This window comes from Paraciimarium castrense LEGE 11436 (assembly GCF_056633055.1).
In genome coordinates this window covers 184118-197792 of the sequence record NZ_JBSJOW010000005.1, presented here as the reverse complement: position 1 = coordinate 197792, position 13675 = coordinate 184118, and the positions used below count along the sequence as shown (strand labels likewise).

At 69.6% G+C, this 13675-nt stretch carries 14 protein-coding genes; 6 read left to right on the top strand and 8 right to left on the bottom strand.

The features are described from left to right. The first annotated feature begins 38 nt into the window (after positions 1-38). Positions 39-1196 carry an N-acetylglucosamine-6-phosphate deacetylase gene (locus ACWJIO_RS09495; RefSeq protein WP_480313077.1) on the top strand — a complete coding sequence of 386 codons (1158 nt, stop codon included), beginning with the start codon at positions 39-41 and terminating at the stop codon, positions 1194-1196. A gap of 64 nt (positions 1197-1260) precedes the next feature. Next, positions 1261-1965 carry a magnesium protoporphyrin IX methyltransferase gene (bchM, locus tag ACWJIO_RS09490; RefSeq protein WP_480313076.1) on the top strand — a complete coding sequence of 235 codons (705 nt, stop codon included), beginning with the start codon at positions 1261-1263 and terminating at the stop codon, positions 1963-1965. A gap of 9 nt (positions 1966-1974) precedes the next feature. On the opposite strand, the gene gghA is transcribed toward bchM, so the two are convergent. The 5 genes from gghA to ACWJIO_RS09465 form a co-directional block, all read right to left on the bottom strand. Next, complete coding sequence (gene gghA / locus ACWJIO_RS09485) at positions 1975-4464, bottom strand: glucosylglycerol hydrolase (protein ID WP_480313075.1); 2490 nt, start codon at positions 4462-4464, stop codon at positions 1975-1977. A 27-nt stretch (positions 4465-4491) separates the two neighbouring features. Continuing rightward, positions 4492-5568, bottom strand: a complete 1077-nt coding sequence (locus ACWJIO_RS09480; protein ID WP_480313074.1) for a pseudouridine synthase — start codon at positions 5566-5568, stop codon at positions 4492-4494. After that, positions 5558-6184: a glycosyltransferase family 32 protein gene (locus ACWJIO_RS09475; RefSeq protein WP_480313073.1), complete on the bottom strand. Its 627-nt coding sequence runs from the start codon at positions 6182-6184 to the stop codon at positions 5558-5560. The genes ACWJIO_RS09480 and ACWJIO_RS09475 overlap by 11 nt, the downstream gene beginning before the upstream one ends. Positions 6185-6321: 137 nt before the next feature. After that, complete coding sequence (locus ACWJIO_RS09470; RefSeq protein WP_480313072.1) at positions 6322-7089, bottom strand: response regulator transcription factor; 768 nt, start codon at positions 7087-7089, stop codon at positions 6322-6324. Positions 7090-7109: 20 nt separating this feature from the next. Continuing rightward, positions 7110-7556: a hypothetical protein gene (locus tag ACWJIO_RS09465; RefSeq protein WP_480313070.1), complete on the bottom strand. Its 447-nt coding sequence runs from the start codon at positions 7554-7556 to the stop codon at positions 7110-7112. A 92-nt stretch (positions 7557-7648) separates the two neighbouring features. Here ACWJIO_RS09465 and ACWJIO_RS09460 point away from each other — a divergent pair, with 92 nt between their 5' ends. Both ACWJIO_RS09460 and ACWJIO_RS09455 read left to right on the top strand, forming a co-directional pair. Next, positions 7649-8785, top strand: a complete 1137-nt coding sequence (locus ACWJIO_RS09460) for a cysteine desulfurase family protein (protein WP_480313068.1) — start codon at positions 7649-7651, stop codon at positions 8783-8785. A gap of 49 nt (positions 8786-8834) precedes the next feature. After that, positions 8835-9599 (top strand): hypothetical protein, encoded by a 765-nt coding sequence (locus ACWJIO_RS09455; RefSeq protein ID WP_480313066.1) that lies wholly within the window; start codon positions 8835-8837, stop codon positions 9597-9599. Here ACWJIO_RS09455 and ACWJIO_RS09450 read toward each other — a convergent pair. Together ACWJIO_RS09450 and rsmH are read right to left on the bottom strand one after the other, a co-directional pair. Continuing rightward, positions 9580-10161 carry a DUF456 family protein gene (locus ACWJIO_RS09450; RefSeq protein WP_480313065.1) on the bottom strand — a complete coding sequence of 194 codons (582 nt, stop codon included), beginning with the start codon at positions 10159-10161 and terminating at the stop codon, positions 9580-9582. The two genes, ACWJIO_RS09455 and ACWJIO_RS09450, sit on opposite strands and share 20 nt — an antisense overlap. Next, on the bottom strand, positions 10158-11081 hold the full coding sequence (gene rsmH / locus ACWJIO_RS09445) for a 16S rRNA (cytosine(1402)-N(4))-methyltransferase RsmH (RefSeq protein WP_480313181.1): 924 nt from the start codon (positions 11079-11081) through the stop codon (positions 10158-10160). The genes ACWJIO_RS09450 and rsmH overlap by 4 nt, the downstream gene beginning before the upstream one ends. Before the next feature lie 65 nt (positions 11082-11146). Here rsmH and ACWJIO_RS09440 point away from each other — a divergent pair, with 65 nt between their 5' ends. Next, positions 11147-12331 (top strand): NAD(P)H-quinone oxidoreductase subunit H, encoded by a 1185-nt coding sequence (locus ACWJIO_RS09440; protein WP_480313063.1) that lies wholly within the window; start codon positions 11147-11149, stop codon positions 12329-12331. Further along, positions 12324-12752: a DUF2752 domain-containing protein gene (locus ACWJIO_RS09435; RefSeq protein ID WP_480313180.1), complete on the top strand. Its 429-nt coding sequence runs from the start codon at positions 12324-12326 to the stop codon at positions 12750-12752. The genes ACWJIO_RS09440 and ACWJIO_RS09435 overlap by 8 nt, the downstream gene beginning before the upstream one ends. A 5-nt stretch (positions 12753-12757) precedes the next feature. Here the strand turns inward: ACWJIO_RS09435 and ACWJIO_RS09430 are convergent, their stop codons facing one another. Next, positions 12758-13507 (bottom strand): class I SAM-dependent methyltransferase, encoded by a 750-nt coding sequence (locus ACWJIO_RS09430; RefSeq protein ID WP_480313062.1) that lies wholly within the window; start codon positions 13505-13507, stop codon positions 12758-12760. Between the last annotated feature and the right edge of the window lie 168 nt (positions 13508-13675).

Sequence of the window (13675 nt, the reverse complement as noted above, 5' to 3'; positions counted from 1 at the left end):
GGGCGCAGGATGGTCGCATTCTCCCGTGTGCCGCTGCGATGCGCTGGATCCGCAACGTCCGCCTGCCCCAGGCCCGCCGCTGCAGCCACGGCCGGCAGCAGCGCTGGCGGCTCGGGCTCGACGCCCACGACTGGATCGAGGTGCTGGAGCCCATCGACCCTGGCAGCAGCGTGGCCGGCGACGACTGGCAGGGCGACTGGCTGAGTCCTGCCGGGGTGGACCTGCAGATCAACGGCGGCCTGGGCCTCGCCTTTCCGGAACTCACCCCCGCTGACCTGCCCCGGCTGCTGGAGCTGCTGGAGCTGCTCTGGTGCGATGGGGTGGAGGCGATCTGCCCCACCCTCGTCACCTGCGACGCCACCGCCCTGCGCCAGGCCCTGGCCGTGCTGGACCGGGCCCGCCAGCAGCACCGCGACGGCCGCTGCCAGCTGCTCGGCGCCCACCTGGAGGGGCCCTTCCTCCACCCGGCTCGCCGGGGCGCCCACCCCCAGCAGCACCTGGTGGCCCCCAGCCTGGAGGCCCTGGCAGCGCGCATCGACGGCTTCGAGGACCAGATCGACCTGGTGACCCTGGCCCCGGAGCTGGAGGGCGCCGGCGCCGTGATCGAGGCCCTGCGCGAGGCCGGCGTGGTGGTGAGCCTGGGCCACAGCAGCGCCGATGAGCACCAGGCCGCCGAAGCGTTCAGCGCCGGCGTGGGCATGGTGACCCACGCCTTCAACGCCATGGCGGGCCTGCAGCACCGCAACCCGGGCCCGATCGCCGCGGCCGTGCTCGATGGCGGCGTGGCGCTGGGGCTGATCGCCGATGGGGTGCACGTGGCACCGTCGATGGCGCTGCTGCTGCAGCGCCTGGCCCCCGAGCAGCTGGTGCTGGTGAGCGATGCCCTGGCCCCCTACGGCCTGGGCGAGGGCCGCCACCGCTGGGATGAGCGGGTGCTGCTGGTGCAGAACGGCTGCTGCCGCCTGGAGGACGGCACCCTCGCGGGGGTGACCCTGCCGCTGCTGGAAGGGGTGCGGCGGCTGGCAGGCTGGGGCGTCGCTGCCGAGCAGGCGATCGCCGCGGCCACGATCACGCCCCGGCGGGTGCTCGGGGATGGGCGCGACATCGCCACCATGCTGCTGGGCTCACCCCTGGCGGAGACCCTGCGCTGGAGCGGGGGCGAAGGGGAAGCCCTTGGCTGGCGGCGCTGCGCCTGAGCAGCCAGGCGGCGGCGGGGCCAGGAGCCGCTCCTTAGGATCCGAGCCACATTCTTCTGCCCCGATGCCTGCTGAGTCCACGGCCGCTGAGAAGGACGAGGTGAAGGGCTACTTCGAGACCACGGGCTTCGAGCGCTGGAACCGGATCTACAGCGACAGCGAGGACGTCAACAAGGTGCAGCGGAACATCCGCCTGGGTCACCAGAAAACGGTGGACAACGTGCTCGTCTGGCTGCAGGAGCAGGGTGATCTCTCCAGCCGCAGCTTCTGCGACGCCGGCTGCGGCGTGGGCAGCCTCAGCCTGCCCCTGGCCGGGCTCGGCGCCGGCAGCATCGCCGCCAGCGATCTCTCCGAGGCCATGGTGGCCGAAGCCGCCCGCCGCGCCGCCGCCGCCGGCCTCACCACCAGCCAATTGCAGTTCCACGCCTCCGACCTGGAGAGCCTCACGGGGCGCTACGACACGGTGATCTGCCTGGATGTGTTCATCCACTACCCCCAGGCCGCCGCAGAGGAGATGGTGGCTCACCTGGCCGCCATGGCCGAGAAGCACCTGATCGTGAGCTTCGCCCCCTACACCCCCCTGCTGGCCCTGCTCAAGGGCATCGGCCAGCTGTTTCCGGGTCCCAGCAAGACCACCCGGGCCTACACCCTGCGGGAGGAGGGCATCGTCAAGGCCGCCGCTGCAGCCGGCTTCACTCCCATGCGCCGCAACCTCAACCAGGCCCCCTTCTACTTCTCGCGGCTGATCGCCTTCGAGAAACAGGCCTGACGGCTGAGCTCAGCAGGGTTCCAGGAGCAGTGCCTGGCTGTCCTGGAACAGGATCGGCTCCCGGCCGGCCAGCTGCACGGCACTCGGCTCCAGCCCGGGAGAGGCGAGCAGCAGCCGCCAGGGGCCAGGCTGCTCCGGGAAGAGCTCGGGCAGGCCCAGAGCCATCGCCGCACCGCCCATATGGGCCACCAGGGCCACGCTGGAAGCCTCAGGAGCTGCTTCACCATCCTCGGCGGGTTCCCCGGCGGGCGCCCGCCGCAGCCCGTAAAAGATCGTGGTGGAGGGCGTGGTGAGAAGGTCCAGCCGCTCGACGTTGCTCAGGTTCTCGGCCAGCCAGGGCCGGGAGCGGCGGAACTGACGCAGGGCCAGGTTGAAGCCGGCCTGCACCGGATCCACCCGATCGGCATGGAGCCAGATGTTGCAGGCGGCATGCATGTCTTCCATGAAATGGCGGGCAAAGGCCTTCAGCCAGGCCACGTCCACCACCGCCGTGGTGCCGTCGTCACCGGTGGGCACCCCGGCCTGGCAGGCCAGGGCGATCTGCTCGAGGTCGTAGTCGCTGGCGGCGATGGAGCCGGTCAGCAGGGCCAGAAACTGGCGCAGCTGGGCCAGCTCAGCGAAGCCCAGCTGCTTGATCGCCTGGAACAGCCCGTCAGCGGCGTACAGCTCGGCAGTGAGCTGCCAGTCGAGGAAACCCGGGGCCTCCTCCGCCACCACCTTGACGCCGAAGCGGTCATCGGTGTTGCGGAAGAAGCCCCAGGGCGCCCGCATCAGGCAGTGGATGAAATCCATGGGCAGGCCCGGACCGAAGCCATAGGTGAGGGCCCCGATCGCACCGTTGTCGTAGGCGTTGGCCAGCACCTCCGGCAGCGTGCTGCCCAGGTGAGGATTGATCGGCTCGCCGGGATCCACCTGGGTGCCGCGCCGCAGGGTGTCGTGGTTGCCGCAGCCGGTGACCCAGCGGGACCCCAGCTGCATCTTTTCGCAGACCCGCCGCCACTTGCGGGCCCAGAAGCCGTGCAGGGCCGGGGTGTTGTGGGCAAAGATCATGGGGCCCCACTGGAAGGCGTCGGGACGCTGCTCCACCAGGTCGCGGTAGCTGGACACCTCTTCCCAGCCCTCGGCCGGCCAGGGCCGGCCGTCTTCATAGATCACAAAAGGCCGCCAGCGCGCCGCGCCGATCACCTGCACCAGATCGCCCATGCTCAGCAGGTAGGGGTCGTCGTAGGCGACCCGGCCCGTGATCGGGTCGAAGTACTTGAAATCCTGGCCGCCGTCGATGCGGATGCCATCGGCGCCGGTGTTGACCTTGCGGCGCTGCATCTCCAGCAGGATCGCCCGCACCACCGGGTTCTGGTGGTTCACATCCTGGCCGTACATGTTCGGCCCCTTGAGAAAGCGGCCGTTCAGCAGGTCGATCGCCTGGTTGTCGGCGTGGCCATAGACCAGGTCGTACACCACCCGGATCGGGCCGGTGGGGAAGGTGTGAAGTTCGCTGATGAAGGCCACCAGCTCATCGGGCCGCAGGGTTTCGAGCAGGGCCGGATTGGTGGCGGCGCTACCGAAGATCACGATGTCGTAGCCCCAGTTCTGCAGATCGGGGCGCCGCAGCCTCACCCTCACATCCCCTGACTCGGCCACGATCCCCTCGGTTTCTGGATCGAGCACGTCCTCATCGTCAGGCCGCAGGCTGAAGTGGTCGTCGTCACCCCCCTGCCCGGAACGCACCTCCACCGTGGGTTCGGTGGGCAACAGCTGCACGGCGTCGTAGCCGATCAGGTTGGTTTCGGCGGGGGTCAGCGCCTCGCCGCAGCGCAGTTTCGCGGCCAGCTTGCGGTAGAGCTGCGTGAGCCCGGAGAGGTAGCCATTGGGTGAGGCCGTGCGCACATGCAGCTGCAGGATGTTGCAGGGCGCCGGGATGGTGACGGGCTCATCGGCGATGAGGGCGTCGTAGTAGGCGCGATCGGCCCGGCGGGCCTGCAGACCCTCCAGGTCATAGATCTCGGCGGGGGCGTAGACGCCGTAGGGGAAGGAGTTGCCGAGGCAATCCCCCAGGGCGGTCACGGCGTTGGTGTCGGGGCTGAGATAGCGCAGCCAGTAGAGCGAACCGATCGTGGTGGCATCGCCAGCCCGCAGGCCACTGAGCACGCCCCAGTGGTAGTCACCCCACTTCTCGAGCTGCAGGTAGTCACGCTGGAAGCGCACCGTCTGCTCGGCCAGGGAGGGATCGATCGTCTGGCGGGGGGTGAACACTTCCAGCTGGATGTTCTTCGGCTGGATCACATCGCCGGAGAGTTCCGGGGTCCAGAAGCCGATCTCCACCAGCCCGTCGGGGCGCACGTGGGCCCCGAGCCGCGTGGCCAGCAGCCGCGCCTTCTCGAACAGGGTGCCCTCACCGGCCTCCACCGCCTCGGCCCAGGCCAGCAGCGCGGCGGTGGGCTCGGATTCCAGCTGGATGGAGGCGTCCCGTTGGAGGCTGGCAGTGGGGGGCTGGGGCATGGCCTGGCGTCGGGAACAGCCGGGGGCTCACCCTGGCATGGGGTCGGGGTCAGAGGCGCTGGCCCCATCGGCGGAACCGAGCAGGGGCGGGGGCAGCGGCGCCTCCAGCGCCAGCACCTGCCCGCCCGGCAGGGGCAGCCACAGCCGGTGGGCGTGGAGCCGGTAGCCGCCCTGCCCCGGCAGCACCGTGGGCCGGAACCCGCCCCCCGGCAGGTAGAGGGGATCGCCCAGCAGGGGGGCGCCGAGGGCGGCGGCATGGATGCGGATCTGATGGGGCCGGCCGCTGGCGATCACCACAGCCACAAGACAACCCTCAGCGCGGCGATCCAGCAGGGTGAAGACGCTCTCCGCCGCCAGGGCCCCGTCGCCGCCAGCAGCCCAGATCCGGCCCAGCAGGGGGTGCGGGAGCCGGCCAATCGGGGTGGTGACCCGCCGGCAGGACCCCACGGCCAGCGACGCGGGCAGGGGAGCCGTGAGGGCGCGGTAGAGCTTGCGGCATCTCCCCGGGGCAGCCCCGGCGGCCTGGGGAGCCGCGGTGTTGTCCCGCAGCAGGGCACTGAGCCAGGCCCGGGTGGCCTCACGGCGGGCACACACCAGCAGGCCTGAGGTGAAGCGACCCAACCGGTGAACCGGGCGGGGCAAGCCGGCGGCAGCGTCGAGCTGGCCCTCCGCCACCTGCCGCTCCAGCAGGCGCAGCACGGTGTGCTCCAGGAAGCCACCGGCCGGCAGCACCGGCAGACCGCTGGGCTTGTCGATCACCAGCAGGTCGCCGTCATCGAACAGGGGACTGGGCAACCCCGGCACGGCGGCCTCCTGCCAGGGGGGCCGATGCCACACCAGCCGATCCCCCGGGGCCAGGGGCCCATCGGCCTGGAGGCACTGGCCGTTCCTGCAGATCTCCCCGGCGGCGAGCCGCTGCAGCCACACGGCCCGGGAGGAATGGGGGTAGCGGCGGGCGTAAAAGCCGCTGAGGCTGGGTTGGTGCAGGGGGTCGCCAGACGGATTCACCAGGTCGGTCGGCCCTACCCGGTCGCGATAGGCGTGCCCCCGGTTGAGGGCGACCGGCAGCCACTGCCTGGGCTCCAGGCTGGCCCTAGCGTCCACTCTCGTGCTGGGCTCCAGGCTGAGCGGAGCCCTGGTCGGTGCTCAGAAAAGGCGATTCCCCCTGCTTTTCGCGCAGCGACCAGTGCGTCTCCACCGGCAGGAAGTGGATGCTGCTTCCCACCTCAACCTTGCCCACCAGCTCCTGGAGCGGAATGACGCGCAGGGTGTGGTCGAAATCACCCCCCTTGAGGGTGTCGCGGAAATGGCCGGGGCCGTAGTCGAGCCAGATCGAATCACATTCCCTGGCCAGAAGGCGCCTCTGCACCGTGTCCCAGAGCGCCACGAGGAAGGGATGCCTGGGCCGATGGACATAAATCACCCCGTTCCAGCACTGGGGCGGCACCATGTGCGGGCGCCGCAGCATCACCAGCCCATCGCTGCGATCGAGCCAGCTGCCCAGGGGCGCCTTGCAGACCGTGCCGGCGTCCACCCAGAGGCCCGAGCCCTCAAGCAGGCGACCCATGCGAAACACATCGGACATCATCGAGGGCATGCGGATGTCGAGGAAGGCCTCCCGCACCGGCTCCCCGAACGCCCTGCCCAGGTAATCGGCTGCGAGCTGGCGGTCGTAGACCTCGTAGCGCCAGTCTGGATTCAAGCGGCGCCAGGCCTCCATCCTCTCCACCAGAGCTGAAGAGGGGTTGCCGTCGTGCCAGAAGCGGATGATCGTTCTGGAGCGGTGGGGACGTCGACGTCCGGAGCGCTTGCGCCGGGGGGGTCGGGGGACACCTGTTGCTGGCGGCTCTTCAGGCTTCACTCCACCAGGCCATGTTCCAGGGCGTAGCGCACAAGCTCGGTGCGGCTGGCGGTGCCGGTCTTGATGAACAGGCGGCTCACGTACTTCTCCACGTTGCGGATCGAGGTTTCCAGCCGCCGGGCGATCTGCTTGTTCATCAGCCCCTCCGCCACCAGCTGCAGCACCGAGGCCTCCCGGGGGGTGAACACCAGGTCACTGCTGCCCATGGACGGCTTCGCCTGGCCACCGCTGGCCAGCAGCGAGCGGATCTCGGTGATCTGCTTGGCCATCTGGCCGATGTCCGCATCGGCGAAGCGGGCAGCCTCGGCCAGCAGCCGCTCCTGGCGGCGCACGGCATTGCGCACCCTGGCCACCAGCTCGTCGGGATCGAAGGGCTTGGGGATGTAGTCGTCGCAGCCGGCCTGGAAGCCGGCGATGCGGTCGGCGGTCATGCCCTTGGCGGTGAGGAAGATCACCGGGGTGCCGCCCAGGCGTTCATCGGCGCGCAGCTTTTTGAGCAGGCCGTAGCCATCGCAGCGGGGCATCATCACGTCGCTGATCACCACATCGGGCAATAGCTCCTGGGCCTTCTCCCAGCCCTCCTCGCCGTCGGCGGCGGTGGTCACCGCGAAACCCTCGTCCTCGAGGTAGGCCTGCACGGCGGTGCGCAGGCCGGGCTCGTCGTCGACGAGCAGCAGGCGCGCCGGCGCCGGGGGGGCGTCGGGGCTGCTGGGGTCGGGCCCGGCGTCAGGGGAGGCGGGCGCTGCGAGGGGATCGGTGCTCATGCGGTGCAGTCTGCAGAGCCTCAGCGGGGTCGTCCAGGCAGCACCTGCTCGGATTCCCGCAACGTGGTGCTGTAGCCCAGCTCGAGGGCGGTGGCCTTGAGCTCGGAGGGGTCGCGGCCCGCCTGCTCCGGATGGCAGACAGCCCACCACACCAGGTGATCCACCCGGTTGGCGGGGGTGATCACGCCGCCGGGGTTGAGGGAGCGGATCACCAGCCGGCCCCCATCCTGGGTGATCCACATCGGCTCGTCCTTGTCGCAGTGCACGGTGTCCGTCTGGATCGACACCTCCACCCCCAGCTGCCGCCAGAGCTGCATCCGCCAGAGGCCGGGGGTGGTGGGATCGGCCTGGGGGCTGAAGACCCCAAGCACCAGGCCCCCCTCCGGACGGGGCCGCTCATCCAGCACCACCAGGCCGGGCGGCCGCTCCACCGCCGTGGCCTGGGCCTGTGCAGGCCCAGGCGACATCCCGCACATCAGGGCAAGGCCGCCGGCCACCAGAGCCGGCCGGCGCCAAGGCCCCCAGTTCGTTGGCAGCATGGTGGGCGGCACGGCCCTCCATGCTCGCCTATCTCGACCACCACGCCAGCACCCCCTGCGATCCGGCGGTGCTGAACGCCATGGAGCCCTGGTGGCGGGAGCACTGCGGCAATCCCTCCAGCCGCCTGCACCGTGAGTCCCTGGCGGCGGCGGCGGCCCTGGAGCGGGCCCGGGCCCAGGTGGCCGCGGCCCTTGGGGCCGAGACCAGCGGTGTGGTGTTCACCAGCGGCGCCACCGAGGCCAACAACCTGGCGCTCAAGGGCGTCTGCGAGGCCGCCCTGGCCCAGGGCGGCGAGCGGCGGCGGCTGGTGACCCTGGCCACCGAACACCGGGCCGTGCTGGATCCGCTGCGCTACCTGGAGCGCCATGGCTTCCCGCTCACGGTGCTGTCGGTGGATGGCGACGGCCTGGTGCAGGAGGAGGTGCTGGCGGCGGCCCTGGGCCCGGATGTGCTGCTGGCCTCCGTGATGGCGGCCAACAACGAGATCGGCGTGCTGCAGCCGATCGCGGCGATCGCCCGCCTCTGCCACCAGCACGGCGCGCTGCTGCACGTGGATGCCGCCCAGGCCGCAGGCCACATCCCGCTGGCGATGGCGGAGCAGGGGGTGGATCTGCTCAGCCTCAGCGGCCACAAGTGCTACGGGCCCAAGGGGGTGGGAGCTCTTCTGGTGCGCGAGGGGGTGGCCCTGGCGGCCCAGCTGCACGGCGGCGGCCAGGAGGGGGGCCTGCGGGCCGGCACCGTGGCGGTGCCGCTGGTGGTGGGCCTGGGGGAGGCTCTCAGCCGGGCCGTCGCCGATCAGGAGCCGCGGGCGGCGCGGCTCGGCAGCCTGCGCGATCAGTTGCGCCAGGAGCTGCTGGCACTGGGTGGGGTCACAGTGAACGGTGCCGCGGCGGCGCGTCTGGCCCACAACCTCAACGTCACGGTGGGCGGGGTGGACGGCACCGCCCTGCACCGGCTGCTGCGCCGCAGCATCGCCGTGAGCAGTGGCTCGGCCTGCAGCCAGGGCTCCCCCTCCCACGTGCTGGCGGCCCTGGGCCGCAGCCGCAGCGAGGCCGCCGCCTCGATCCGCTTCGGGCTCGGCCGCAGCACCGGCGCGGCGGAGATCGAACGCGCCGTAGCCAGCGTGGAGGCGGCAGTGCGGCAGCTGCGCCCCTGACGGCAGCTGACGCCAGGCCTAGGTTCCAGACACTTCAGCCGCGTCTGCGATGGTCACCACCCCCGGTAGTCCTGGTCGCCTGCAGATCCTCCTGGCCGTGCAGGAGGGCTGGAGTGCCTTCTGCCGGGCCCCCTGGCCCTTCGTGCTGTTCACCCTGGTCACCGGGGCACTGTCGGTCCTGTTCCAGAGCCTGGCCAGTCTCGACATCCTGCCGGCCGCCTACCAGCCGCCTGTGCTGGTGCAGGTGCTGGGGGCCGTGGTGGGAACGGTGGGTAGCGTGATCGTGAGCCTCTGGGGCACGGTGGGGCTGCTGCGCGGCTCCTGGATGGCCCTGCAGGGCGGCCGGCCCGACTGGGCCACCTTCAGCCGCTGGGACAACGGCGCCGCGGGCCGCCTGCTGATCCGGCAGCTGGCGCTGGGGGTGCTGCTGCTGCTGCTGATCGGTGTGGCGGCCCTGCTCGCCCTGGGCTTCGGCCAGGTGGTGGACGCCCTGGCGGCCATCCCGGCGCTCGTCGCCTTCGTGGTGCTGGTCTATCTGCTGGTCAACCAGACCTTCCTGCCCTGGCTGGCGCTGCTGGAGGGTGAGGGCCCCCTGGCCACCCTGCAGCGCGGCCGCGAGGTGGTGGACCCCCAGTGGTGGCCAGTGCTGCTCCTGCTGCTGGTGCAGGGAGCGATCGTGCTGGCCGGTGCCCTGCTCTGCGGCGTGGGGTTGCTGGCGGCGGCCCCCCTCAGCCTCTGTGTGGCCAGCGCCGCCTATCGCCAGCTGTTCGGTGGCGAAGACCGCACCGGGCTGCTCAAACCCGCAGGCTGGTGAGCAGCACAAAGCCGGCGGCGCCCACCAGGGCCAGCAGGGCCTGGGCCACCTTGCTCACCAGCATCCCGGCCACCACCGCCAGGCCCACCACCAGGGACCGCCGCAGCCGCAGCAGCCCGATCGGCCCCAGGGCGGTGGGGGCCGTGATCAGCTCCCCAAGGCTGGCCCCGAGCAGCGGGCCCAGCAGGGCCCCCAGCAGCGGACCTCCTACGGGCAGCGCCGGCAGCAGGCCCAGCAGCCCCACCAGCAGGCCGATGCCGGCGCCGATGTAGGCCCAGCGGGTGGCCTTCAGCCGCGCCGGCCCCAGCACCAGCCCCAGGGCGTCGGCGCCCCAGCCCAGCAGCAGCAGCAGGCAGGCGAGGGCGAAGGGGGGCCAGGCGGCACTCCAGCCCACCGCCCAGACCCACAGCCCAGCCCCCAGGGGCAACAGCGCCAGCCCCGGCAACAGCGGCAGCAGGGTGCCGGGAATGGCCAGCAGCTGGATCAGCAGCGCCGCCCACCAGAGACCATCCACCAACGTGAGCGCAGGCAGTGTGAGCCCTCCCACCGCAACGCCACTCATGGCCGCCGGCGCGCCAGGCGGGCCTTGGCCGAACGGCTGCGGGGATTGGCCTCGGCCTCCTCGGCACTGGCCACCAGCGGCTTGCGGCTGATCCGCTCCAGCCGTGGATCGCTGCGGAAGGCCGTCTTGACCCGGCGGTCTTCGAGGGAATGAAAACAGATCACCGCCAGCAGGCCTCCAGGCACCAGCCAATGGGGTACCAGCTCCAGCCAGCGCTCGAGCACCCCGAGCTCATCATTCACCGCGATGCGCAGGGCCTGAAAGGTGCGGGTCGCCGGATGCAACCGGCCCCGGCGGGCCGCCGGCGGGTAGCAGCCACCCACCAGCCAGGCCAGCTCGGCGGTGGTGCGCGGCTGGCGCGGGTCGTCCCACGGCCCCTGCTCCTTGATGCGGCGGGCGATGCGCCGCGACAGCCGCTCCTCGCCGTAGCCATAGATCAGATCGGCCAGGGCGCCCTCGTCGAGGCGATCCAGAAGAGCGGCGGCCGTCTCCCCGTCGCCGGGGTTCATGCGCATGTCGAGGGGACCCTCGCTGCGGAAGCTGAAACCCCGCTCAGCCACGTCCAGCTGGGGGCTGCTGACGCCGAGGTCGGCGAGCACCGCCAGGGCGGGTTCGGGAGGCTGGTAGTCGGCGAAGTTGGTGGCCACGATCTCCACCCGGGATCCATAGGGGGCGAGGCGCTCGGCGGCGGCGGCGCGGGCACTTGGGTCCTGGTCCAGCCCGGTCAGGCGCAGGCCGGGATGGGCTTCCAGCAGCAGGGCGCTGTGGCCGCCGCCGCCGAGGGTGCAGTCGATCAGCAGGCCGCCAGCGGGGTGCCGCGCCAGCAGCTCCCCCAGCGGCTCAAGGCCCGCCAGCACCTCGGCGGCAAGCACGGGCCTGTGCTCAAAGCCAGAGGGATCAGTGAACAGCTGAGGTGGCAGGGGAACAAAGCGGGGCGCCAAACCTTCCTAAGATCCCGACACTCTTTCTCCGTTCCCTCGGCCCCATGACGCAGCTGGAAACGCGCACGGAGCCGATGGTGGTCAACTTCGGCCCCCACCACCCCTCGATGCACGGGGTGTTGCGGCTGGTGGTGACCCTCGACGGCGAGGACGTGGTGGACTGCGAGCCGGTGATCGGCTACCTGCACCGCGGCATGGAGAAGATTGCCGAGAACCGCACCAACGTGATGTTCGTGCCCTACGTGAGCCGCATGGACTATGCGGCGGGCATGTTCTACGAGGCGATCGTGGTCAATGCCCCTGAACGGCTCGCGAACGTGCCGGTGCCCAGGCGCGCCAGCTACATCCGGGTGCTGATGCTGGAGCTCAACCGCATCGCCAACCACCTGCTCTGGCTTGGCCCCTTCCTGGCGGATGTGGGCGCCCAGACGCCGTTCTTCTACATCTTCCGCGAGCGGGAGATGATCTACGACCTCTGGGAAGCGGCCACCGGCCAGCGGCTGATCAACAACAACTACTTCCGCATCGGCGGGGTGGCCGCCGATCTGCCCTACGGCTGGCTGGAGAAGTGCCTCGACTTCTGCGACTGGTTCGGCCCCAAGATCGATGAATACGAGAAGCTGATCACCAACAACCCAATCTTCCGCAAGCGCATCGAGGGGCTGGGGGTGATCAGCCGTGAGCAGGCGATCAACTGGAGCCTCTCGGGGCCGATGCTGCGGGCCTCCGGCGTGCCCTGGGACCTGCGCAAGGTGGATCACTATGAGTGCTACGACGACTTCGACTGGTCCGTGGTGACCGCCCAGGAGGGTGACTGCTTCGCGCGCTACCGGGTGCGGGTGCAGGAGATGCGGGAGTCGCTGAAGATCCTGCGCCAGGCCTGCGCCATGATCCCCGGCGGCCCCACCGAAAACCTGGAGGCCAGGCGCATGGCCGAGGGCAAGGGCGGCGAGGCCAGCGGCTTCGATTACCAGTACGTGGCCAAGAAGGTGGCTCCCACCTTCAAGATCCCCTCCGGCGAGCTCTACACCAGGCTGGAATCCGGCAAGGGCGAGATCGGCGTGTTCATCCAGGGCAACGACGACGTCACCCCCTGGCGCTTCAAGATCCGCGCCGCCGACCAGAACAACCTGCAGATCCTGCCCCACATCCTCAAGGGCGCCAAGGTGGCCGACATCATGGCCATCCTCGGCTCCATCGACGTGATCATGGGCTCGGTAGATCGATGAACAGCACAGACCGCTGAAGCGCCTTCTGCGCCGCCTCCAACACGCTGGCTTCCTGCTGCCTGCGTCCCTCACGGGCTATCTGTGGCTCAAAGGCGCCCATCCCGCCCTACCGGGTTGGCCATGCCCGCTACGGGCCTTCACCGGCATCCCATGCCCCACCTGCTTCCTCACACGGGCCACCAGCCTGGCGCTGCATGGGGAGCTGGCCACTTCCGTGCAGTGGCATGCCTTTGGGCCCATCGTGGCGGCGACCCTGCTGGGCTGGTCGGTGCTGGCTGTGCGTCAGCAGCGGCTGATGCCCCGGCCTCTGCGTGGCTGGCGACTGGGGGGAGCCACCGCCGCGGTTGGCCTGGTGGGCTACTGGGGGGCTCGGCTGGCCCTGCAACTGGGCCTAGGCTGGAGCAGTTTTCCAGAGGACTGATCGGCCTAATAGGGGAGGCACTCCTGGTCCCAGTCAAGCCCGCGTCGATTTCCGCTGAACTCAGCAGGAGCCCGCGCAATCCCAAAGCAGTTCATATCAGCAGGGCGCGTCGTCTTGACGAGCACGGCGCGCGTGATTGAGCTTTGACCATCGGCCCCTAGCACATTGCATCGAGAATCCATATCCTCAGGAAGACGCTGCGCACAGTATTCCAGGTAGCGGTGCACAGCGGCAGGCCTGGCCAGAAAAGCCTTTCCAAATCCTGTAAGAAACAAGCTGAGCCGATAGGGACTGGCATCGAGGTACCGGAACACAGCTTGTGTCACCTGGGGGTACCAAGGAGAGAAAAAGTCATCAACGCAGATCACCCCATCTTCCATGAGCAAGGCCTCCGCAGCCTCAAGGTCGGCGTGTAGATAGGCTCCGGTATGATTGCCATCGACATGAATGAATCGGAAATTATGCTGTGAATCTCGATAGAACTGAAGATTCTTAATCAGCCGAGAGGAACCCTCGAAAAGATCCACCTTGAGCGGAGAATCGATTAATCGAAGCGCAGTGGCGCCCTTCAAGACCTCTGAAATGGAAACTCGATCTGGGGTTGTATCCATCAGGTGGAGCACCTCCTGTTCACACTGGTGCACTCCCCACAGGCCTGCAGACTTACCCTTCCAGACACCAATTTCAAGGAAGTGACCCGAGATCGCCTCTTGCTCCTGGAAACAGAGTAGACAGTCGCAGACACTCGCAGCCATGGAGTCAAACCAACCCTCTGTTGTAGACCACAGCTGATTCATGTAGGCGGAGAATCGCAGCAGATCAGATTCCGGCAACGCAAAGTCAGCTCAATAGCTCCAACCATAGCTCCTTCACGGGGCGTGAACAGCTTCAGCGTGTGGGGCACCAGCACCGAAGCAGGTGAC

Coding starts and splice junctions, on each gene's coding strand:
- ACWJIO_RS09495 (WP_480313077.1), top strand. CDS start 39: ATGCGCTGGATCCGCAACGTCCGCCTGCCCCAGGCCCGCCGCTGCAGC.
- bchM (WP_480313076.1), top strand. CDS start 1,261: ATGCCTGCTGAGTCCACGGCCGCTGAGAAGGACGAGGTGAAGGGCTAC.
- gghA (WP_480313075.1), bottom strand. CDS start 4,464: ATGCCCCAGCCCCCCACTGCCAGCCTCCAACGGGACGCCTCCATCCAG.
- ACWJIO_RS09475 (WP_480313073.1), bottom strand. CDS start 6,184: ATGGAGGCCTGGCGCCGCTTGAATCCAGACTGGCGCTACGAGGTCTAC.
- ACWJIO_RS09470 (WP_480313072.1), bottom strand. CDS start 7,089: ATGAGCACCGATCCCCTCGCAGCGCCCGCCTCCCCTGACGCCGGGCCC.
- ACWJIO_RS09465 (WP_480313070.1), bottom strand. CDS start 7,556: ATGTCGCCTGGGCCTGCACAGGCCCAGGCCACGGCGGTGGAGCGGCCG.
- ACWJIO_RS09460 (WP_480313068.1), top strand. CDS start 7,649: ATGCTCGCCTATCTCGACCACCACGCCAGCACCCCCTGCGATCCGGCG.
- ACWJIO_RS09455 (WP_480313066.1), top strand. CDS start 8,835: ATGGTCACCACCCCCGGTAGTCCTGGTCGCCTGCAGATCCTCCTGGCC.
- ACWJIO_RS09450 (WP_480313065.1), bottom strand. CDS start 10,161: ATGAGTGGCGTTGCGGTGGGAGGGCTCACACTGCCTGCGCTCACGTTG.
- ACWJIO_RS09440 (WP_480313063.1), top strand. CDS start 11,147: ATGACGCAGCTGGAAACGCGCACGGAGCCGATGGTGGTCAACTTCGGC.
- ACWJIO_RS09430 (WP_480313062.1), bottom strand. CDS start 13,507: ATGGCTGCGAGTGTCTGCGACTGTCTACTCTGTTTCCAGGAGCAAGAG.